The sequence below is a fragment of the Simiduia curdlanivorans genome (genome assembly GCF_030409605.1).
Taxonomy (GTDB): Bacteria; Pseudomonadota; Gammaproteobacteria; order Pseudomonadales; family Cellvibrionaceae; genus Simiduia; species Simiduia curdlanivorans.
This window is the reverse complement of the sequence record NZ_JAUFQG010000004.1, coordinates 1,464,580-1,486,347: the sequence shown is the minus strand read 5'-3', so window position 1 is coordinate 1,486,347 and position 21,768 is coordinate 1,464,580. Positions and strand designations below refer to the sequence as shown.

Here is a 21,768-nt window from a genome sequence, read left to right as displayed (position 1 = left end):
ACTCGCGATTCATTCATCATTGCTAATGCCATAATTCTTAAAATAGTTATTCAATGTAAAAGCTAAAGACCACTTGTCACGAGCAACTTTCGCAGCAGTTTGGCCTAATGTTGATCTTAACACCACATCACTGGCTAATTGCTGCACACCGTCAACAATGGCGGTCACACTCTGATTTTCTACAATTACCGCCGTTTCGCCTTGTGCAACAATATTCTCAACTCCGCAAGCGGTGGTCACAATGGGCAACCCACAGGACATGGCTTGGGTTAAGGCGAGCGGATGCCCTTCACTAGAGGAACAAAGTAAAAAAATATCTAGTTCATTTAGATACGCCGGCGTATTTGCCACAAAGCCGCGCCACACTATACTATCGGACACACCGAGTTCGAGCGCCTGAGCCCGACAGGACTCAGCCAAAGCGTTTGTATCATCACCCGCTATATGTAATTCGGCATTTAGCCCTTGTTCTTTTAGGTGCTTCATCATAAGAATGGCGATGGGGTAATTTTTCGCCGTGCGCACATTGCCTAGGCACCCTATTTTCACAGGCCCAGCACTGGCTATTTCATACATATTGCGCGAAAAGAAATACTCTGTGTCAACGCCATTGGGGATTACAACTACCTGCTTTTCATTTATAGAGGTGGATTTTACTAACATTGACGCCAAAGATTCCGTTACCGCAAATACGGCTCTAGATCCGTAACGGATGGCGAAAAATTTTAGTGCACGAAATCGTTCGTGCTCACCGATATCTACAAAGCCATGAAATGTTGAATACACCGGTCTAGCGGTTAGCAAACCAGCCAAGCTAGCATAGACATTGGAACCCAAAAGGTGGGACTGTATCAATTTGACCTTTCTGGTCAGTATTATTCGAATCAATGTTGCAAGAAAACGAACGTTAAATGAACCCTTACAATTCACGATTAGGGTTTCGACACCTAACCGTTCGAGCTCTCGAGACACCCAGCCCTCACCACGAATAAGTGCCAATGCGTGGTAGCCTCTTTGATTTGATTCGGCGCATAGCTGGGTAAATATAGTTTCAGCGCCACCGGGCCCTGTGGTGTCTATAACATGAAGGATTGTGCTGCCCTGCATAGGTCTAATTTCCATCTAATAAGTCCTAAAGCGCTCTGCTTTCCGCTCTAGGCACATGAATCTTCCTGTGGTCCCCCATAAAATCAACTCACACTGGGTTCACGGCGCCATTTTAGCAGCATGCGTATTACAAACACAGGCATGTTTAGAATGGCCAGCTATAGATGTCAGACAGTGTTCACATTTCATATTGACTTGTGTACCTGCGGAAGCCTCCAACCCCATCAACGGCAGCACCTATGATGCAAAAAAACCAATAGCGGGTAGATCAATAGCCTCAGAACACTTGGAAGGCGGGACTTATAGATAAAATCTATAATCTATCTTTGTGTTGTACAGGCCTTACGCCGAGTACTAAATGGCACGGATATACGGTATTATTTGCGCTGTGATGAAACCCATTGATGGGGCGGCCGTAGGCTAGGATTATGGATAATTTAACCAACCAACAGCACAAAATACTTGTATTAGACGCAAACCAACGCAGCGCCCTTGCCTCAGTGCGCGCCCTTGGCGATTTACCGCAATTAACCATCTACACCGCTGATTCCACAAGCCAGTCGCTCGCCGGAAGTTCTAGATATAGCGCCCGCTATTTACAGTGCCCTAGTTCCGAAACAGACCCCCAAGCCTTCCTAGCCTGGCTTACAAAGGCGCAGGCCAGCGATCAGTTTTCCCTGGTACTGCCAGTCACAGAAATTACCAGTCAGCTGATTCTGCTACATCACGAGCAGCTGCCAGATGTTGACCTACCTTTTGCGCCACTTGATACCGTGATGCAGCTTGCGGACAAGTCCAACTTACTAGCGCTAGCCAAGAAATTAGGCTTCGCTACGCCGTCTAGTCAGCGCTATGACAGCACCGCAACGCTCGATATTTCTAGCCTGACATACCCTCTCGTCCTGAAACCTTGTCAGTCAACGTTGTATCGAGACGGCGCATGGGTAAAAACCTCGGTTAAAGTTGTCAAATCTGAAGATGAGTTACGCGCTCACCTAGCGCGGGCTGACTACCTCAAAAATTCAGCCTTTATGATTCAGGCGTTTATTCCAGGGCATGGCGCAGGTGTTTTCTGCCTGTACCATCAAAGCGAGCCTATTCTATTTTTTGCCCATACTCGCCTTCGCGAAAAACCTCCTGAGGGTGGAGTGAGCGTATTGAGCGAAAGTGCCAAGGTAAACCCAGCACTCAAGATCCTGACTGAGCAACTCATGTCTGCGGTGAATTGGCACGGTGTTGCAATGGTCGAATTTCGCATTGCTCCAGACGGCACGGCTTATTTAATGGAAGTGAATACGCGTTTTTGGGGGTCACTACAATTATCAATTGATGCTGGAGCGAATTTTCCGAAGCACTTAGTTTGCCTTGCACTAAACTTACCTTGCGAGGCAATTACACCCTACCGAACCGGCCAACGCCTGCGTTGGCTTCTGGGCGACGTTGATAGCCTCTATCTATTTCTGAAATCAAACAGAAAATTGTCTAGTAAAATTTCTAGGCTACTCAGCTTTTTCAATCCATTTTCACCAAAGACAAAGCACGAAATTAATCGCTGGAATGATTTAAAGCCGGCCATATTTGAATTTAAAATTTATTTAAAACAACTGTTGGGCCTAGATTGATGAAGTCCTTCCTTAAACGCATTGCCACAAAAGCCGCCAGTGCCTTTGGCCCACACAGGCGCCCACAGCCTAACAAGAACTTATGGGTGTTAATGTACCACCGGGTGCTACCTAAAGATGACCCACGATGCGCATTGGAAGAGCCGGGAATGATTGTTTCACCAGAAACATTTGACATGCATATGACAGAGATAAAGCGTCATTTTGAAGTTGTGGCTTTAGGCGATTGGGTAAATGCCAAAAAACGCAATGATCCATTGCCAACCAAAGCATGTGCCATCACCTTCGACGACGGCTGGCTAGATAATTACCAATTTGCCTTTCCTATTCTGGAGAAACATCAAATTCCCTTTACCGTATTTGCGGTATCTGAAAAAATTGGAACAGATTTCAGCTTTTGGCCTAATCGAATAGCTTCTTATTTAAGCGCTGGCCACACAGACATACTTAGACGCAAGCCACTATTCGCATCGGCATTAGATGCTTTAGGTGAGCAGAAATCGGCCTCAAAAGAGCATATTTCAGAAGTTATCAACCTACTGAAAGCGCATTCGGAAAAGGAAATTTACCAAGCGTTAAGTGACTTACCAACACCGAAAGACGAGACGCCAGATCAAAGAACACTTATGAACTGGCAAGAAATTCAAGTTATGGTTCAGTCAGGCTTATGCACCATCGGCTCGCATACCTGCACCCATCAGCGCTTGAATCAAGACCTTGACGCCACCGAAGCCTCAAGAGAAATAGAAAGCAGTAAATCTCAACTTGAAGAGCAGTTAAATGCGGCTGTTGATATCTTTTGCTATCCCAATGGCGATAGTTCTCGGCTAGCTGAGGAGCTAGTCAGCCAAACATACAGTGCAGCGGTTACCACCAAAAGAGGCATTGTTAGCAACAAATCGACACCTTTACACTCACTACCTAGAATTGGTCTGCACGAGGACGTTAGCAATACGGCAGATAAGTTTGGCGCAAGGCTTTCAGGCTGGCTTTAGCCGCGAGACAAATAAGGAGCGGTGCAGATAATGGATAGAGTTATTAGCGCAATACTAAAATTACCGGGTGTTTCGAGAATAGCCGAAACCACGCTTGGCCACTATGTCACCATCTTCATGCTACATCGCTCACAAGCCGAAACGCCATCACTGCTCGGCGCTAACCCCGATGTTTTGGAGCAATGCCTTCAATATGCCCAGAATAACAATTTTCAATTTTTGTCCATTGACGACATTCTCGAGCTCGCCACCAATGGTGAAACACCCAGCCGCCCCACTATCTGCTTTACTTTAGATGACGGGTTCCTTGATCAAACCGAAACATTAATACCAATACTGTTAAAATATAACGCTAAACCCACGCTGTTCGTATTAGAAAGCTTCGTGAATCAACTTGCTTGGCCCTGGGATGCAAAAGTTGGCTACCTATTGGCAAATGCCAAACCCACAGTAGCTGATTTCAGCTTCGAAAGTAGTGTGTTCAATTTAGATACCAGCAGTACCGAAGCCGCCATAAAAACTCGACGCCACATTGTTAGCCACCTAAAGCGCTGCAACCCAAGCCAAACATCTCAACTCATCAACGATTTGGCGATGCGACTCGATATTGGTATACCACAAAAAGCGCCATCACATTTTAATGCGCCAGACTGGGATAAGCTCCGAATGTTAGAGAAGCAAGGCTTGAGAATAGGCTCTCATGCATCAAGCCACCATCCCTTTACCAGTTTGAGCGACGAACAAATACGCGAAGAACTCACTCGCTCATTAAAAACCCTAAAACATGAATTGCGTAATCCCTCCTCTGTTTTTTGCTACCCTTCTGGAACTCAACATGACTTCAACGCCGGGCATACTAAATTGGTTCAGGCCGCAGGCTACGCAGGTGCCGTAACCGCCATTTCGGGCAATACAACGCTACTTAAAATTGCAAACGCACCCTACACCATACCGAGACATAGCTTCCCAACCAGTCTCGTAAAGTTCATACGGTATACTTCCTGGGTTGAATTTGTGCGCAGTAAAATAAGCTAAATATAACTCTATGAAAAACTCTGAGATAAATACTTTACGCAGAAAGCTGAAAGAAAAGCTTGATGAAAAAGGTGCGACCTCTAGCCAATTTAAAGAGGCAAAAAAGCCATCGCCCGAGTTCGATACTCTGATAAATAAGATGAAAGATATCACTGACGATATCAAAGCCATCGAAAAGCAAATAAAACAACTTGAAAAATCGCCCCTAGAGGAAGATACGGCATCAAAGAACCTGCTCAAACCCAGTGTTATTTATCAGAACAAACACTCGAACTTCTCGGCTAGCTTTTCAATTGACACCCTACAACCAGAAAGCCTGCAGCGCTGGGAACACTTTGTTCTAAATAGAAAGGCCTCGGTATTCTTCACCTCCGCTTGGCAAGCTATTATAAAGGCCAGCTTTAATCACGACACCATCATCATCGTTGCAAAGAACGCAGGTGGTGAAATTATCGGTGGTCTTCCCATTACCATTGTGAGCTCCGCTTTATTTGGTCGCATGGGCGTATCCGTCCCGTATGTTAACTATGGCGGCGTAGAATCCGACTTTCTCAATGTAACAAAGGCACTCCTATCACACTGCAATGACATAGCAATCACACACAAGCTAAAGCACGTAGAAGTGCGCACCATGCAATCCGAATTGGCCGATACAAGCATTAGCAAGAAAGTATCGATGGTACTAAAGCTGCCAAATTCAAAACAAGCCCTAGAGTCACAACTAAGCGCTAAAGTACGCGCTCAATATAAAAAAGCGGAGATCAATAGCCCCTCAATTAAATTTGGAAAACTGGAACTACTTGATGACTTTTACCGCGTTTTTTCTGAGAACATGCGCGATTTAGGCACACCGGTATACAGCCGAGGTTTTTTTCAGTCTATTCTCAGTACCGCAGCGATTAAAGCCACTATTGCCGTGGGGTATTTAGAGGGAATTCCGGTTTCTACCGGCTTTTTGATAGGCAATCAAGACACACTGGAAATTCCTTGGGCATCAACCTTAAAGAAATATAATCATAAAAATATGAACATGTGGCTTTATAGACAGATACTAGACCATGCTATTGACTGCAATTATGATTATTTTGATTTCGGCAGATCGACAAAGGATGCAGGAACCTACAAGTTTAAGAAACAATGGGGCGCGCAGCCATTCGAACATCATTGGTATTATTTTGGTTCCAGTCAAAAATCCTCTGACTTAAACACAGACAATCCAAAACTACAGCTTTTAATAAAGGCCTGGAAACGACTACCAGTTTGGTTAACACGGCTAATTGGGCCCATTATCGTTAGGGGCATTCCCTAGAGGATGCCCACCCATTTAATGGCGAGCTTCTCAATCATGCAAAAAAATAGCGCTACTACAGCCTCAAGCACATAAACAAGAAGGCTCATATAAAAAGCTCACCTTAACTACTCGCTGCTAGGTAAGCTTAATCTCTATATCCGCGACAATCGTTATTTAAGTTGCGCCTTAGCAAAGGCCACATGATCTTGAATATCTTTATTCTGAGGGGCTGCGGCTAGCGCCGCCACTAACACGTCATGCCCAGCTTTCAGCTCACCACTTTTTACCAGCAGCCAACCATAGGTATCCATGATTGCCGGGCTTTTAGGCGCAAGGTCATAGGCCTTTTTGGCAGTTTCAAGCGCTCTTTTATCGCCGCGATCTGCATAGATCCAGGCAAGATTATTCAGCGCCGCCGGCACATTACTCTGACGCTCCAACACTTCCAAATATAACCTTTCCGCCTCTGTCGTATTATTTTCAGATTGTGCAAACATAGCAAGATACAGCAGCGGCTTAACTGATTGCGGCAACACCGCCACCCAATCATGGAGAAAATCAGCGGCCAGCTCTGGTCGCAGACTATCCGTCCTGAGCAAGTTAAAAATAGCGTCACCCATTAAATCCGAAGGCTTTATAGCCCAAGCAGCGCGATAAGAAACCAATGCTGCAACGCCATCACCACCTCGCTCGTGAATCATACCTTGTAAATAATGTTTCACGTCTAACGTCGCACTCTCCGACGTTAAATCATCAAGTATTTTCTGTGCAGCGGCGACATTGCCAGAATCAAGTTCAATTTTTATTAAATTCGCAATATAGCTAATATTATCGGGCGCCAGCTCAATTGATTTCAGCAATGCATTTCGCGCTGAGACCACATCGCCAGCGGTAAGAGACTGCATTGAAGACTCTTGGTAGATTGCCGCCAACAGAATCTCAACCACAGGGTTAGAAGATGCCTTAACTAGTGCAGCTTTGGCGCTTTCCAATGCTTCGGATAGCTTGCCAAACCGCTGATAGATTTTTGCGCGGGCAAAATCTGGTTGCCAGTACTCACCCGGCAATGCCATTTTGTTCAAACGAGGTATAGCTGATTCCAGCTGCTTACTTTTTTGCAACACTCTCACCCAGTTGCTATAAGCTTGAAGTGATGCAGGGTTATTCTTGATCGCTTGTTGCCAAATTTGCGCGGCACTCTCTAATTCACCCTCAGCCTCATAGGATTGCGCCAGTCCGATATGAGCAAGCCCGCTAATCATTGCGTCGTCTAGTTTTCGCGCCTCCTCAAAGCTTTTGATAGCGGCTTTAACATCTTTCTGTTCAAACTCATACCAACCAGCGAAAAAGTACGCTTTCGCAGAAGTTGGGTTTGCATTCCGATACTTGCTTAACTCCTGCTCCAATACCTCGCGTTTGCCCACTGCCAGCAGCGTCCTATAGTAGGCCTGCTGGATAAGAAAATCTTGCGGCTTTTCAGTGTATGCCTTTTTCAATTGCGCAAGTGCCTGCTCTTGATTACCGCGCTGCAAATAGCTACTCGCTAACGCCAAACGCAGACGCTGCTGATTAGGATCTAGCGCGAGGCTTCGCTCTAAGATTTTTGTTGCCTCACCTAGGTCTCTGTTTAATTCAACCAATGCCAAACCATATGTGGCGAGTATTCCAGCACTATCTGGCTGTTGCTCTGCCGCCGCCTTTAACATTGCCACCGCCTCATCGGACTTTTGCGCACCAAACTTTGCTAATGCAGCCGCTTGTATTATCGACGGCGCAACCGTTTCAGCATCCAAATATTCATCAAAAAGCTGAGCAGCTAACTCATTATCACCTTGTTTTTGCGCTACGACACCTAACAGGGTCGCTGAACCTTTATCCTGAGGGAATTGCTCTCTTAACTCCTTGAGTAACGCCGCGGCTCCATTCAAATCACCTTCCGTGTAAAGCTGCATAGCGTCATCAAATTTTTGCTGCGCAGCATAGCTATCAGGGTTAGCATCCGATAAAAGTTTTTGATAGGCATAAGCCTCGGTTGATCGCCCCAGCCGAATTAATACTTCTATCAGACGCCGCAAAACAAAGACTTTGTCTGCCAACATAATATCGGCATTATTTAATGTACTCAGTGCATCGGTATAAAAACCTTCTGCGCCACTTAAATCGTTCTTGAATAAACTGATATCACCCAATAACGTCAAGGCATCAAAAGCTTGAGCATCAAGCGCCACTAACTTAGTTAAATAACGCTGAGCTTCATCTACCTTTTGCTCTGAAAGAGCGCGGGCTGCCTCTAGGTAAAGGGCCGTATGCTCGCCCTCAGGCATTGCCTGCAAAGTTTTTAAACGCAGATCAAACTTATCCGTATCACCTAAGTAAAGGTATGCTTCAGCCGACAGACGCTCGACCAAAATAGCCATGCCATTAACTGATTCGCTTCCGATAAGCGGTTCCAGTACTCCGATGGCAGAGCGGTATTTCTTACTAGCAATGTAAGCTTCTGCAAGAGGAATATCGATACTTGGGGATTCAACACTCCGAGGCTCCAACAGCGATATTGTGAGACTAAAAGCGCCTATCTTGTTGTAGATACCGGCCAGCACTTCATAACCTTCCGGTTGATCAGGCGTCAACTGGATAACATTTCTAGCCTCCAACATTGCAGCTCGAAACTGACCCTGTTTTTCATAAATTTTCGCGGATTTTAAATGACGCTCAGCATTGTCGGCTCCCTGCTTTTCTCCGGAACTACAGGACATCAATAGAAATGTGGTCACCAACAAAAACCATCGGAACTGAAATAGCATTATTTTTACACCATACAAAGTAAGACTGATTGCGCTAAAACGAATACGTTAACGCAAACCCATAATTATTCTGTTCATACTCATTACTACCGACCTCGCCCTCTGCAGCCTCGAATTGGTAAAAAAGCGAACCATTAAAGCGCTGTGTGAAGTCGTATAGGTACATTAAGCTTAAGTAGTCTCGAGTAAAACTTGGTCGATCAATTTGGGCATATTGCTGCCACTGCCTACGGTAGCCAAACTCTACACCGGCCCGTTCCGTCAATCGATAACGGAGCATTAATCCCGCAGAGGATTCATCGTTATTTTCTTGCTTTAGGCGTCGATACTCATCATCTCGATATTGGGCATATAGATCAAAGGAGCACCTAGAGCAAATCGATTGCGTTCGCCAACGCAAACCAAATTGCTTACGCTCCATTTGATCAACCCCAACACCATCGTTACCCGGCGTTGGGTCCACCCCATCCTGATTACCATCGCCTATCGAACTATCGGTAATATCTTGCGATGCATTGAACTCAAAAGCTTGGCCACCGTTTTCGTAGGTGACATCGATTTTAAACATTGGAGCGGTGTAGTCCTTACCACCGTCAGCAAATGTGGCATTATTAACACCCGCTAACACCGTGTAGTTCAAGTAACGGGTTTGAGCGGTGTAACTTAGCCTTGCATTAAGGGAGTCGTAGTCATCTAAATCGCCATTTGGGTATTCGATTTGATCTGCACCGACAGATAAGTTAAACGAACTTATTGCGGATAACCTATGCCGCCAATAGACAACACCCCCTGCGCGCGTGCTATCACGCGTGGAATTGGTACGATACTCAACCAATGAATAGGTACCTTGAACGGCAAGTGTGTCAACCTCACTCAGCTGCATTTTTAGTGAAGGAGTTGCGGTCCACACAGTTCGATCATCAAGATTTTCGTTTAGCGCTACGTCGTCAGGCGAACCATATTGCGTGCGCTGACTTTGCGACAAAAGCAAATCAAAAAGGTCTTTCTCCTTACCGATTTGTAACGCTGCCTGCCCTTCAATAAAGTTTTGATTGTCTTGAGAGTCTTCCGTGTAATTTGTGCCATTGAGGTTATAGTCTGCATCGAATTGCAGCAAACTGTTCTCATAATTTGCGAATAGGCTTCCGCCTAGCTCATCCTGGCGTTCAGAAATTAAGGCGTCTTCCGTTTTTCTGGCATTGTCGGTCTGCGTTATTCTGGCAGTTAGGCTGCCGCCGAAGCTATCGGTAGCAGTAGCCGACGAATTAGTTTGTGCCACTGACGTGATTGACACGCTGATCATGGAAGCGACAAAAATGTGGGCCTTTCTAATAATCACCTGAACAACCTCGCTAACGGGTTTAGCGGTTAAAGACGAGCCCAGCAAAGCGCTGCTGCCCAAGCGCATCCACACCCGACAACACATCCTCTGCCGTAGCTTTGCCTGAAGGAACCAACAACAAGGCTTGATCACAATATTGCGTTAGAATACGCGCCTCAGTAGTAGACTCCACCGACGGCGCATCAAGCACAATGAATCTGTCCGGATAGCGGTTCTTAATCTCTGCGATAAATTCCTTCATGCGCACAGAGTTAAAAGACTCTGCTGCGGACTCATTGGTCCCAGCCGCCGGAATAACCCTTAAGCGCTCCACACCCGATGGGTAAATTATTTGCTCTAAGGTTATTTCACTATCGGTTAAATATTGCGATAAACCAAAATTAACGACGCCATTCACATAGCGCTCGGCTGAGGAGTCATAGGGGTTACAATCAACATAAAGAGCGGTTTTCTGTGGGTCCAGCGCAAAAATGGCCGCCAGATTGAATGCAAAAAAACTACCGCCCCCTTGTGGCTTTAAAGAAGACACCATCACAATCATGTTGTCGTTCTTATTTTTTTGCATCAACTTAATGCGAACCTCGCGGAACGCATTCAAAACATCTCGTTGGCGCATACCAACATAAACAACTTTACGCTCTTGCAGCTCTTCATGACTCCACAATGACGTTGGAGCCATATTTTTAATTTTTGCAGGACCCATCTGACTAACCGTATTGGCACTCGTGTTGACACCCACCGTTGCGTTTTTCAACATATCGTTTGCCTCTGTCTTTCCCTTCAAATTTATGCTTTTTTCTTCGCCATGCTTTACTTTTCTAGCGTTCACAGCGTTGCTCACCCGCGCAGGAACCAACGAGGCGCTAGCCTCTGAGCTAAATGGCAACAATTCTTTTGCGCCGCCAAGCATGCGAGCAAATACGCTCGCTTCGTCGACCTTACCCTGGAAGTTTAGGGCATCGATGAGCTGACTCAACGCAACAGCACGCTCTAAACTGATAACACTTGCTGCGGGCAAGGTTTTAATTGCTGCTCGCGTATACATTTCTGACTTAGAATATCTGCCTTTAGCCATTGCAATGGCGCTTTGTAACATTAAAGAACGAAAGTGGGTGGGATGCTCTTGTAAAAGGTTATCTAACAACTCCTTCGCAAGATCACTATTGCCCTGCTTTAACGCATTGTCCGCTGCTTGAAATTTTTTCTCTACAGGATCAACTAAGCCGGCATCAGCCAACTCCCTTTTTGCAACCTCCACGGGCGCTTTCGTACCTTTACTAGACACTGTAACACCTCATGCATTAGCCCAGTATTGATCGCCAATAGGTAGCAAGCCCTATATAAGCGCCCATAGCTAGCACGGAAAGAGCAACCAAAATTAGTATGTCTTTTCGCAACAAACGCGTAGACATAGGCGAGTCATAATGTGGGATAACCCCCACCAACGTCAGCTCCTGCGGCAGTTGCTGTTGCATAGTTCTTGCCGACCTAAAATGCGGGTCTGCGAGTATATATAGAATGAGCAGCCCTAAAGGTGCCAACAAACCCAACACAGGCCCAGCGGCAGCAAAGTGCTTAAAACTTATACCTGACGGCGCCAGCGGAAATGTCGCGGGATCTTGAATTCGATAAGAAACGCCTTGCCCTTCTTGATCGAGAGACATTGAGAGGCGGGCGGATTCTTTGCGTTGCAACATCTCTTCGTACACATCGCGAGTAACGTTGTAATCTCGCGTCAACTCTGAAAGTTCAGCTTGGTTAGCAGCCACCCTTTGGGCACGTAATTCCTCCTGCTTCAACAACCCCTTTAATGACTGCATTCTTCGCGTTTGTGCACGCAGCTCCACCTCGGCTAAAGACAATTGCTTGCGCAGCTCTTCATATAAAGGGTTTTCAACATTTGCGCCATACACTTCGCCCGACTGTTTGGTTTGCTCGATCGACTGATCGATCTCAGCAATCTGCGCACGCAGCGAAACGATATCGGGATAACCTTCTTGATACCTGAGCAGTAAGCTTTCCAACTGACTCACCATCGCTTGGCGACTTTGCTTTAACTCGTCAACTTGCCCCTTGGTTTTTAAATACTGGCCCTCGTCGGAAAGCTGCTCTTTAGTGGTATTGATACGCGATTGAGTTTCCTCAATACCGATAGCTAAGGTTTCAATATCCACGCGCAACTGCGCCATGCGCGCTGCTACCGAAGCCTCACTACCGTCTAGATTCTTTGATTTGAAATCCTTCAGCCGCCCATCAGCAAGCTCAAGCTGGCGTTTATAAGACTGCACCTGAGCATCAATAAAATTAAAAGCTCCCAGGCTTTCATCCTTTTTCTTACGCTCTGTATCTGCAATAAATACAGATATGATTGTGTACAGGGTTTCAAAAGAGCTATCGGGATTGTCGGCTGTATAACTTACAGTAAAATAGTTGTTGCGCTCAGTCTTTAATGCAAGGCCGCTACGAAGCTTCCTGATAACCCGATCTTTTTGATCCGCATTCATGGTGTCATCAATTAACCCGGCCTCAACAGCAGCAGCCTCCATAATGGTGCGACCGTAAATGACATCTCGGGCCTGCTGAGATCGGTCAATTTCTGTGACTGACGCCCGCCCCCTTAGAAGCGGCTCAATGATTGTGGTTACATCAGAATAAAGCACAACGCTTGTGGTGTAACTGCTAGGCCAAAAATATCCCACCATCAAAGTCATAAAGCTTACAGTGATAAATGTGGCAACCACGGCCAAGCGAAACCGAATCAGCTCTGCTTTCAGTGCAGCCAATATTTCTAGGATATAAATCTTGTCCATCAAACTACTCTTTTTAACAAACCCTAATTACAAAAAATCAACATTTTAAAATGAACGTTCTGGCACGGTAACAATGTCTGATGGCTGTAAAGGATAATTTGTTCTCACATCACCTTTATTGATCAAGTCATCTAAATAGATAGGGTATATTTTCATCGCCCCATCGACCTTTCGATACAACTTAGCGCCATTGGCGGAAGCAAAGTCGTTTGTTCCACCCGCCAATAAAACCAAGTCCAATACGGTCATGCCTTCGCGAAACGCAATAGATTGGGGAAGCTCTACAGCGCCGGTAATTCTCACTCGGCGCTGGAAATCTGCGCTGCTTGGGTTGGTGACAATGACAGTTACTTGCGGGTTTCTAACATATGCACCGAGCTTGGTAACGATACTATCCGATAGCGCCAAAGGCGTAAGACCTGCAGCCTCAATGTCGCCCACCAAGGGCATAGATATTTTCCCATCGGGGCGCACAGGTACCGCCAATGACAACTCCTGATTGCGCCATACGTTAACCTGCAATGAGTCGCCCACACCGATTTGGTAAGCTTTCACTTCTGGCGATTGGGATATAACGGGCATCTCCAAACTTTTTTTGTTGGCGCACGCAGTAAGCGCTAATGCTAGCGCCGCTAATATTAAATATTTCACTGATCGCTCCTGATCGTTTTTATTAATGAACACCCTTGCCCAACAAAATAATCTCAACGGTTTGCACCATAATCAGTAAATCCATTAAGAAACTTTTGTTTTTAGCGTAATACAGGTCATATTTAAGTTTATTTTTTGCATCTTCAACCGAGGCACCATAGGGATATTTCAATTGCGCCCAGCCCATTAGCCCCGGTTTAACTTTATGGCGAGCACTGTAGAATGGAATGGCTTGTTCAAGCTCGGCAACAAACTGTGGTCGCTCTGGGCGCGGGCCCACAAAGCTCATTTCACCCACAATAACATTATAAAGCTGGGGCAGCTCGTCAAGCCGGGTGTTGCGGATAAAAGCCCCCACCCGAGTCACTCTAGAATCGTTCTTTTGCGCCCATACCGCCTTGCCACCTTTTTCGGCATCTTGGCGCATGCTGCGAAATTTGTATATTTTAAAACTTTTCCCATTAAGGCCCACACGCTCCTGAAAATACAGTGCGGAGCCAGGGCTCTCTAATTTAACGGCTATGGCGGTTAACAACATGAATGGCCACATAAAAAACAGAAACAGGAGCGACAGCGACAAATCAAACAAACGTTTTATTAATAGATGGCGTCGATTATTTTTAAACCCGTCAGAAAAAAGCAGCCATGAGGGCTTTAGTGTGTCTATATCGATATAGTTTAATTCGCGCTCGAAAAAGCTCAGCACATCCGTTGACGGCACCCCCGCCACCTTACAGTCTAATAGTGCATTCAGTGGGATACTGGCGCCTTGAGCCGAGCGACGCTCGTCTGGCGCAATCACAATCTCTGAAATTTCTTCACGCTTAACGAAATCCAGCCAGTTACTTGGCGCAGCGAGTCGTTTTGAATCCCCAACGGCAACGGGGCCATCGCCGTCGACAATACACCCCACCACTTGCACGGCCAACTTGCTGGTATGGCCATCCAAAGCATTAACCAACTCCAAGGCCCGGGTGCCCGCACCAAATATCACGACGCGCCGGCGAATATTGGCAATATCAACTAAGCCAATAAAGATCAACCGAACCACAAAAACCAAGACGGTAGAAAGCAACACGCCCCAAAAAACGAGGTTACTACCTAAGAATTCACCGCCAGCCAGAAAATCGACAAAATAGAGCGCCATGCTGCCCAGCAGGAAGAAGCTCACTATGGTGCGCAACACCATGCTGAAGAAGCCTTCGCGCACTAAAGAAAGATAGACACCCATCGAAAGTGTGCAGCAGCTCAACACCAGTGCGAACACCAAAGAGGGCAGCCAGCCTTGAAGATCATCCAAGCTAACGGGATTAGCGCCTAACATAAAGAATTGCGAATGCTGAACAGCGAGCGCAATCAAAAGAAGAAGCAGCACTTCAATACCGCCGAGGGCGAGAAAGTGCTGATGTATATAATGTTTGTTAAGGCGTAAATATGCCACGCTAAATCCTTTTTGTAATCTACACGTCCTGTATGGCACCTATGACGTGCCCTGCGCAACTAAACGCCCAAATAGCCGAGATTGCCGATATGCAAATCATCAAGCCACGGCCATCCAACACTGCGCAGAAAATGCCCGAACCTTGCTAATCGGGCATTATATCCTTTTTTATGACAATTACCCGATTCCTAAGTATGAATATTATTTAACCACCCCACATTTTGAACCATACACACCTTATTGGCTTTTATGGTAGATTATGCGACCTTAAAATGACGCCATCACAAGGACAGCGGCTCATGTTCAACGACTCCCCCACGCTTTGTATTATCGGTCTCGGTTACGTTGGTCTGCCACTTGCTGCTGAATTTGGTAAAAAGATCAATACCTTAGGGTTCGACATCAACACCAGGCGAGTGGCCGACCTAAGTCGAGGCGTCGATCAAACGCTGGAACTTAACGGCGAAGAATTAAGCGCTGCGACAATGTTGTCTTTTAGCAGCGATGAGCGCGACATCAAACATTGCGATGTCTACATTGTCACCGTGCCCACTCCCATTACAGAATCTAAGCAGCCCGATTTAACACCGCTGCAAAAGGCCTCCGAACTGTTGGGCCGGGTCATTCGCAAAAACAGCATTGTGATTTTTGAATCGACGGTTTATCCAGGCTGCACAGAGGAGTACTGCATTCCGATTATTGAGCGCACCTCGGGCTTGAGCTTCAACACCGATTTCTACGCTGGCTACAGCCCAGAACGGATTAACCCAGGCGATAAGGCACATCGCGTCCACAATATTGTCAAAGTGACTTCCGGCTCGACGCCGGAAGTGGCCGATTATGTCGATGCGCTATACCGCAAAATCGTCACAGCGGGCACCCATAAGGCCAACTCTATAAAGGTCGCCGAAGCCGCCAAGGTGATCGAAAATACCCAACGCGACATCAACATAGCGCTCATTAACGAGCTGGCATTGATTTTCAAACGCTTAAATATCGACACCCTCGAGGTGCTAGAAGCGGCCGGCACCAAGTGGAATTTTCTGCCCTTCCGCCCCGGTCTCGTTGGCGGCCATTGCATCAGCGTTGACCCTTATTACCTGACGCACAAGGCGCAGCAAGTGGGTTACAACCCAGAAGTGATTCTCGCCGGCCGACGCATAAACGACGGTATGGGCGCTTTCGTGGCCGAATCAGTTATCAAACTGATGACGCAAAAACGCATTCACGTGGTCGATGCGAAAATATTAATTATGGGTTTGGCGTTTAAAGAAAACTGCCCAGACCTACGCAACACGCGGGTGGTGGATATTGTCGCAGAGCTTGCCACTTACCATGCCAGCATCGACATTTACGACCCCTGGGTAGATTCTACCGAGGCCGAGCATGAATACGGCCTTAGCACCATACAAACGCCGAAGCCTGATGACTACGACGCCATTATTATTTGCGTGGGGCACGAGCAGTTTAAATCCATGGGCGCCAGCGCAATCAGAGCCCTAGGCAAACCTAATTCAGTGCTATTCGACGTAAAACACATCCTGCCAAAGGCGGATGTAGACGCACGCCTTTAAGACGGAACAGATTATGAAAGTATTAATTACCGGCGCCGCCGGCTTTATTGGCTCAACACTGGCGCACCGCTTGCTAGACCGAGGCGACACCGTGATTGGTATCGACAACCTCAACGATTACTACGACGTCAATTTAAAGAAAGCCCGCTTGGCACGCCTCACCTGCCGCGATGGTTTTACCGATGTTCGACTCAGCATAGAAGACAAGGCAAGCCTAGACGCGGCCTTTAAAGCGCACAAACCAGACAGAGTGGTTAACCTAGCGGCACAAGCCGGGGTTCGATACTCGCTGGAAAACCCTCAGGCCTATTTAGATGCGAATATCACCGGTTTTTTGAATATTCTGGAAGCCTGCCGCCACATTGGCACCGATCATTTAGTCTACGCCTCTAGTAGCTCGGTTTACGGCGCCAATACCGCCATGCCCTTTTCGGTTCACAATAATGTGGATCACCCCGTCAGCCTCTATGCCGCGAGCAAAAAAGCCAACGAATTGATGGCACACACCTATAGCCACCTCTTCAATATTCCCACCACGGGCCTGCGCTTTTTTACCGTTTATGGCCCTTGGGGCCGCCCAGACATGGCGCTATTTATTTTTACCCGGAAAATACTCGCCGGCGAACCCATCGATGTTTTCAACTACGGCAACCACCGTCGCGATTTCACCTACATTGACGATATTATTGAAGGCGTTGTGCGCACGCTCGACCACGTAGCGCCCAGCAACGACATCTGGACTGGCGACAAACCCGACCCGGCCACTTCGAAGGCGCCCTACCGCCTGTACAACATCGGCAGCAACAACCCTGTTGAGCTACTGCGCTATATCGAAATTCTTGAAGATTGCCTAGGTAAAAAAGCCACTAAAAACTTGCTGCCACTGCAGCCAGGCGATGTACCCGACACCTATGCCGATGTCGATGCACTGATCAAAGATGTAGATTACAAGCCGAGCACTCCGATAGAAGCCGGTATCGAAAAATTTGTTAAATGGTATCGCGATTTTTATAAGGTTTAGTCATGAAGCAGGGACGCAACGAACACAGAAAAACCATTAAACACGCCATGACGGTAGACGTGGAAGATTACTTCCACGTAGCGGCCTTCAAGGATGTTATCGATGTTAATTCTTGGCACGAGTGGCCTTGCCGGGTAGAGCAAAATACCGAAAAATTACTCGCGCTGTTTGATCAAGCCGGCATCAAAATCACATTTTTCATTTTGGGCTGGGTGGCAGAGCGCTACCCGAACTTGGTAAAAGCGATTCAAGCCGCCGGCCACGAGATTGCCTCGCACGGCTACAGTCACCAGCTGATATACAGCCAAACCCCCGAAGTTTTTAAGCAGGAAACGCTAAAGTCCAAAGACATTCTTGAGCAGATTACGGGCGAAAAAGTCATCGGTTACCGCGCGGCTAGCTACTCCATCACCCAAAAATCCCTTTGGGCTTTAGATATTTTGGCCGACCTTGGCTTTGAGTGGGATTCCAGCATTTTCCCAACCCGACACGACAATTACGGCATTCCCGGCAGCCCCGAAGAGCCCTATAAAATCATTACCAGCAGCGGCAAAACACTCACTGAATTTCCACTCACCACCGCCAAGGTGCTCGGGCAATCCATACCCGCGGCCGGCGGCGGCTATTTTCGTCAGTACCCTTACGCACTCTCGCGCTGGCTATTTGAACGAGCTAGCCACAACCAAACCAAACCACAAATATTTTATTTGCACCCCTGGGAAATAGACCCGGAACAACCGCGCGTTCCCAACGCCAGCGCCTTTTCACGCTTTAGGCACTACACGAACCTAAACCGCTGCCTGCCAAGGCTAGAGCGGCTTCTCAATGACTTTGACTTCGCCACAATGAGCGAGAGTTTAAAATATGCCAAGCTTGAAACTACCCGCCACGTATCAGACTTCAAGCAAGGATAACGCTAAATAGAGATCAGTTCTGCTTGAGCAACCAGGCCACACTGAAAACGAGATCTTGGGTGACAAAGCTAACGCCTTGCAGGTGCCTAAGCAGCTCTAAATCCCGATGCTGGCCGTCTGACATCGCGGTAAACCGGCCGCTACTATGATCCAGAGCCACGCTAACCTCCAGAAAATCAACATACCGCTGTACCACAGGGAATATACATTTATAAATAGCCTCCTTCGCGCTAAATACTATATTTGCTTGCTCTCCGCTTATACCAACGGCCTCATCCTCACGACAAACCATCGGAATTAAATGCGCACTAAGTGGCGCCTTTTTTTCCACATCCACCCCCAAGCCTGCAAGCGCATGGTTATTTGCCGCCACGGCAATGACTGTGGCGTCGGTATGCGCGATACTACCTACCGCGCCGTCAGGCCAAATAGGTTCGCGCTGGGTACCGCGAAGAATCGCTGCCGGCGCCACCCCCAACTCGACCAATGCTAAGCGCGCGCAAGAGCGTCCTTGTGCAAACTCAACAACGCGACTTTCGACCATGCCGTGAGTGCAAGATATCTCTTGCGAATAGAGTGTGGATGGCGCGCACAACTCGGCCGAACAGCAAATTTTAATCCCTGACGGTACTAGTCTTTTCAGTGACGCCTCGATGCTCGTAATTCTTCGCAAAAATATACATTCCTCAGCGCACAGACGCTGTCAAATAAATACAGATCAACACCTCCGTGAGGTGCCTTACATATCAATTTTCGCTAAGACGATATTCGCTTAATAAACTTCAGTAAGGGTGCTGGTAGCATTTTTTTGACGCTAGCTTGAAACCGATATTTTTTATAAGGGTCTATCGTCCATGCCACTAACGGACGATATTGCTGGGGTATATTTTCAAACTCCCGAGCTGAGACATTCACTGGCGGACGGTGCTCATAACCCCAAAAATCTCTATACCACTTTCGATGATATGTTAAATAAACGATAGGCCTCACCCTATTGGATTTATTCGCGCCGCCGCGATGAATAACTCTCGAATCAGTAAGCAATATAGATCCAACCGATACTTCCGGGTCAACCCACTCGCCGCCGGACAACTCTTGATGCTTCGTCAACAGATGTGTACCGGGCCGCACCTTAGTGCAACCGGTTTCCAGCGTGCAATCCACCAAGGGCACCAACATTGTCATCGCATACGCAGGAATCGTCACATCCACACTGTAATCTTCAGTGAAAATTGCCTGGCTATCGCGGTGTACAAATTGATCCGGCGCTCCGGGAAATGATATTACAGTGCTCAGCGCTCCCAATATACAATTGTCTCCCAATATCGCTTTCACAATTGGAAACACTTTGGGGTTTGCGTACAGTTTAACGCTGTTAAAAGGCCCTTCAATATCAACGGTATACAAGGGCCGCTTGTCCTCTTGACTGGTGCCGACTAATTGATCCCGATAGCGCACTCGGTAATGCCGTTGCCACGCCTCCATCGTCACGGGGTCAAAAACATTTTCTACCTTTAGATAGCCATGGGCTTTAAATAGCGCCACCCCTTGTGCAATCTTTTCTGCCGGCAACTCATGAGAATCCCTCTCGGAGTCCGTAAAACGAATGCTCGATTGACCACACTCTAATGCACTCCCTGTGCCCACGTCATCACCTACAAAACCATCCATATCTAAATCCCTAGTAGTGATCCAACACCCGCGACATCGTTAAAGCGTAGCGGCGGTATAAAATCGCAACCATCCCGGCTCGCCGTTGCGCCGACATATCTAACACAAGTTGCTTAGTATGCTACGACATGCAAGACAGCGACAAGGCGGCGCACAGTGAAAACGACTGGCGCCAATCTTGATAGGCTCGAGCGCAATAGTTGCTCGTCGGCTCCATCAATCGAATAGGCAACACAACGATCAACCAATCCGCCAAACCAGTAAATAGGTGCGACTTAATCTGAATATTACTTTAAAATCCGGTCGTTTGTGACATTAGGCTGTAGCCCAAGGTCATCCCTTGGGGCAGCTTGCGACTCTCATACCTTCGACTTAACAGCGGCGCTAAAATTGTACACGACAGAGAATAATGCAACCAAGGCTTGGCCCAACTAGCAGACTGGAAACTAGAAAATGGACTCTCGACGTTTGAAAGCAAGTATAAAGATGATGCTTGGATTGATTCTGACCAAGCTGATGCCTGCGACGACTCAAAAAATCAAAGATTCATTCGCTCTGCAATACTGGGGTAAAGGTGTTGGTAAAAGCAAAATTGGCAAGCGCATAGAAACACTTATTCGCTTCTACCTCGCCCACAGCAACAAGAATAAAGGCGATATACTCGAAAAAAGCCACAAAGACTTTTGGCGGAATGAGATAGACGCCGAGTGGTATCAAAAATCAGAGGCGCGGTTTCACGACGCAACATTACCCCCCTTGGCCCCTCACATTGCTGCGCTTAACCGGCTGATAAAAGACACCAAAACTCGAACACTTTGCGAAATAGGAACTGGCGATGGCATGCTGCTATCCCACCTGAAGAACACACTTGCCAGCCACTTAACTTTCATAGGGCTGGACTTGTCGGAACAAAGAATGGCGTTAAATCGCAACCAGTTTTCAGATATCAATTTTTTAGCCTGCGATGCATTCGACTGGATAAGTCAACGCAGCGAAGACCACACTGTTTACATCACCAACGGCGGCGTAATGGAGTACTTCAGCCAGGCCTCACTAGAAGCGCTGTTCAAACAGATTCGAACAGAGCAGCCACATAGCATTATCTCGCTATTTCACGAGCCTATAGCACCCGATCACGACCTTAACCACGATGTTGAGTCACGTCTAACGCTCGGAGGGGAGTTTTCCTATTCCCACAACTATCCAAAACTACTCGAGCGCGCAGGCTTCACAATTCAACATTTAGAAGAAGAAAGTCATCCTGCGGGCTACCGGGCATTAACGATTATCGCAACAGTGTAAGTCCGTGACCGACGAAAGCCAGCAAGTGCACATAGGCCCACCAACTGGGGCGACCTAATTAATTGATCGCACCTAAACCGGCCCCGAGTAGGTATAAGGCGTCACCCAAACGTCAGATCCTCGGCACACCAAAGCCGGTTCAAATAGCTAGGTGGTGCAGACATGTAATAAACGCAGCGCTATAATAG

General features: G+C 47.1%; 17 protein-coding genes. 8 read left to right on the top strand and 9 right to left on the bottom strand.

Annotation, left to right across the window (positions count from 1 at the left end; genetic code table 11):
- Positions 1–9 precede the first annotated feature (9 nt).
- Positions 10–1,107: a glycosyltransferase family 4 protein gene (locus QWY82_RS06735; RefSeq protein WP_290263486.1), complete on the bottom strand. Its 1,098-nt coding sequence runs from the start codon at positions 1,105–1,107 to the stop codon at positions 10–12.
- A gap of 428 nt (positions 1,108–1,535) precedes the next feature.
- Here QWY82_RS06735 and QWY82_RS06730 point away from each other — a divergent pair, with 428 nt between their 5' ends.
- The 4 genes from QWY82_RS06730 to QWY82_RS06715 all read left to right on the top strand — a co-directional run bounded on the left by QWY82_RS06730 (position 1,536) and on the right by QWY82_RS06715 (position 6,068).
- A complete protein-coding gene (locus QWY82_RS06730; protein ID WP_290260795.1) occupies positions 1,536–2,729 on the top strand; it encodes a carboxylate--amine ligase in 1,194 nt (397 codons plus the stop codon).
- A gap of 149 nt (positions 2,730–2,878) precedes the next feature.
- Entirely contained in the window at positions 2,879–3,724 is an 846-nt protein-coding gene (locus tag QWY82_RS06725) for a polysaccharide deacetylase family protein (protein WP_290260794.1), read from the top strand.
- Between the two features lie 30 nt (positions 3,725–3,754).
- A complete protein-coding gene (locus QWY82_RS06720) occupies positions 3,755–4,759 on the top strand; it encodes a polysaccharide deacetylase family protein (protein WP_290260793.1) in 1,005 nt (334 codons plus the stop codon).
- A gap of 10 nt (positions 4,760–4,769) precedes the next feature.
- Complete coding sequence (locus tag QWY82_RS06715; RefSeq protein ID WP_290260792.1) at positions 4,770–6,068, top strand: FemAB family XrtA/PEP-CTERM system-associated protein; 1,299 nt, start codon at positions 4,770–4,772, stop codon at positions 6,066–6,068.
- Positions 6,069–6,220: 152 nt separating this feature from the next.
- Here QWY82_RS06715 and QWY82_RS06710 read toward each other — a convergent pair whose 3' ends face one another.
- The 6 genes from QWY82_RS06710 to QWY82_RS06685 all read right to left on the bottom strand — a co-directional run bounded on the left by QWY82_RS06710 (position 6,221) and on the right by QWY82_RS06685 (position 15,098).
- On the bottom strand, positions 6,221–8,872 hold the full coding sequence (locus tag QWY82_RS06710) for a tetratricopeptide repeat protein (RefSeq protein ID WP_290260791.1): 2,652 nt from the start codon (positions 8,870–8,872) through the stop codon (positions 6,221–6,223).
- A gap of 16 nt (positions 8,873–8,888) precedes the next feature.
- Positions 8,889–10,193 (bottom strand): porin family protein, encoded by a 1,305-nt coding sequence (locus tag QWY82_RS06705; RefSeq protein WP_290260790.1) that lies wholly within the window; start codon positions 10,191–10,193, stop codon positions 8,889–8,891.
- Between the two features lie 22 nt (positions 10,194–10,215).
- Positions 10,216–11,481 (bottom strand): hypothetical protein, encoded by a 1,266-nt coding sequence (locus QWY82_RS06700; RefSeq protein ID WP_290260789.1) that lies wholly within the window; start codon positions 11,479–11,481, stop codon positions 10,216–10,218.
- 16 nt (positions 11,482–11,497) lie between these two features.
- Entirely contained in the window at positions 11,498–13,006 is a 1,509-nt protein-coding gene (locus QWY82_RS06695) for an XrtA system polysaccharide chain length determinant (protein WP_290260788.1), read from the bottom strand.
- A 45-nt stretch (positions 13,007–13,051) separates the two neighbouring features.
- Complete coding sequence (locus QWY82_RS06690) at positions 13,052–13,588, bottom strand: XrtA/PEP-CTERM system exopolysaccharide export protein (RefSeq protein ID WP_290263484.1); 537 nt, start codon at positions 13,586–13,588, stop codon at positions 13,052–13,054.
- A 91-nt stretch (positions 13,589–13,679) separates the two neighbouring features.
- Entirely contained in the window at positions 13,680–15,098 is a 1,419-nt protein-coding gene (locus QWY82_RS06685) for a TIGR03013 family XrtA/PEP-CTERM system glycosyltransferase (protein WP_290260787.1), read from the bottom strand.
- A gap of 299 nt (positions 15,099–15,397) precedes the next feature.
- Between QWY82_RS06685 and tviB the strand changes: the two genes are divergently transcribed.
- From tviB to QWY82_RS06670, 3 genes are read left to right on the top strand one after another with little or no spacing between them, the layout of a single operon-like run.
- Entirely contained in the window at positions 15,398–16,672 is a 1,275-nt protein-coding gene (tviB, locus tag QWY82_RS06680; RefSeq protein WP_290260786.1) for a Vi polysaccharide biosynthesis UDP-N-acetylglucosamine C-6 dehydrogenase TviB, read from the top strand.
- 13 nt (positions 16,673–16,685) lie between these two features.
- The gene (locus QWY82_RS06675; protein WP_290260785.1) at positions 16,686–17,693 is read left to right on the top strand and encodes an NAD-dependent epimerase; all 1,008 of its coding nucleotides are present in this window, start codon (positions 16,686–16,688) and stop codon (positions 17,691–17,693) included.
- A 2-nt stretch (positions 17,694–17,695) separates the two neighbouring features.
- Positions 17,696–18,607: an XrtA system polysaccharide deacetylase gene (locus tag QWY82_RS06670; RefSeq protein WP_290260784.1), complete on the top strand. Its 912-nt coding sequence runs from the start codon at positions 17,696–17,698 to the stop codon at positions 18,605–18,607.
- 13 nt (positions 18,608–18,620) lie between these two features.
- On the opposite strand, the gene QWY82_RS06665 is transcribed toward QWY82_RS06670, so the two are convergent.
- Together QWY82_RS06665 and QWY82_RS06660 are read right to left on the bottom strand one after the other, a co-directional pair.
- The gene (locus QWY82_RS06665) at positions 18,621–19,151 is read right to left on the bottom strand and encodes a 4'-phosphopantetheinyl transferase family protein (protein ID WP_290260782.1); all 531 of its coding nucleotides are present in this window, start codon (positions 19,149–19,151) and stop codon (positions 18,621–18,623) included.
- 212 nt (positions 19,152–19,363) lie between these two features.
- Entirely contained in the window at positions 19,364–20,278 is a 915-nt protein-coding gene (locus tag QWY82_RS06660) for a phytanoyl-CoA dioxygenase family protein (protein WP_290260781.1), read from the bottom strand.
- Between the two features lie 453 nt (positions 20,279–20,731).
- Between QWY82_RS06660 and QWY82_RS06655 the strand changes: the two genes are divergently transcribed.
- The gene (locus QWY82_RS06655; protein ID WP_290260780.1) at positions 20,732–21,580 is read left to right on the top strand and encodes a methyltransferase domain-containing protein; all 849 of its coding nucleotides are present in this window, start codon (positions 20,732–20,734) and stop codon (positions 21,578–21,580) included.
- Positions 21,581–21,768: the final 188 nt, after the last annotated feature.

Coding starts and splice junctions, on each gene's coding strand:
- QWY82_RS06735 (WP_290263486.1), bottom strand. CDS start 1,107: ATGCAGGGCAGCACAATCCTTCATGTTATAGACACCACAGGGCCCGGT.
- QWY82_RS06730 (WP_290260795.1), top strand. CDS start 1,536: ATGGATAATTTAACCAACCAACAGCACAAAATACTTGTATTAGACGCA.
- QWY82_RS06725 (WP_290260794.1), top strand. CDS start 2,879: ATGATTGTTTCACCAGAAACATTTGACATGCATATGACAGAGATAAAG.
- QWY82_RS06720 (WP_290260793.1), top strand. CDS start 3,755: ATGGATAGAGTTATTAGCGCAATACTAAAATTACCGGGTGTTTCGAGA.
- QWY82_RS06715 (WP_290260792.1), top strand. CDS start 4,770: ATGAAAAACTCTGAGATAAATACTTTACGCAGAAAGCTGAAAGAAAAG.
- QWY82_RS06695 (WP_290260788.1), bottom strand. CDS start 13,006: ATGGACAAGATTTATATCCTAGAAATATTGGCTGCACTGAAAGCAGAG.
- QWY82_RS06690 (WP_290263484.1), bottom strand. CDS start 13,588: ATGCCCGTTATATCCCAATCGCCAGAAGTGAAAGCTTACCAAATCGGT.
- tviB (WP_290260786.1), top strand. CDS start 15,398: ATGTTCAACGACTCCCCCACGCTTTGTATTATCGGTCTCGGTTACGTT.
- QWY82_RS06675 (WP_290260785.1), top strand. CDS start 16,686: ATGAAAGTATTAATTACCGGCGCCGCCGGCTTTATTGGCTCAACACTG.
- QWY82_RS06670 (WP_290260784.1), top strand. CDS start 17,696: ATGAAGCAGGGACGCAACGAACACAGAAAAACCATTAAACACGCCATG.
- QWY82_RS06665 (WP_290260782.1), bottom strand. CDS start 19,151: ATGGTCGAAAGTCGCGTTGTTGAGTTTGCACAAGGACGCTCTTGCGCG.
- QWY82_RS06660 (WP_290260781.1), bottom strand. CDS start 20,278: ATGGATGGTTTTGTAGGTGATGACGTGGGCACAGGGAGTGCATTAGAG.
- QWY82_RS06655 (WP_290260780.1), top strand. CDS start 20,732: ATGGACTCTCGACGTTTGAAAGCAAGTATAAAGATGATGCTTGGATTG.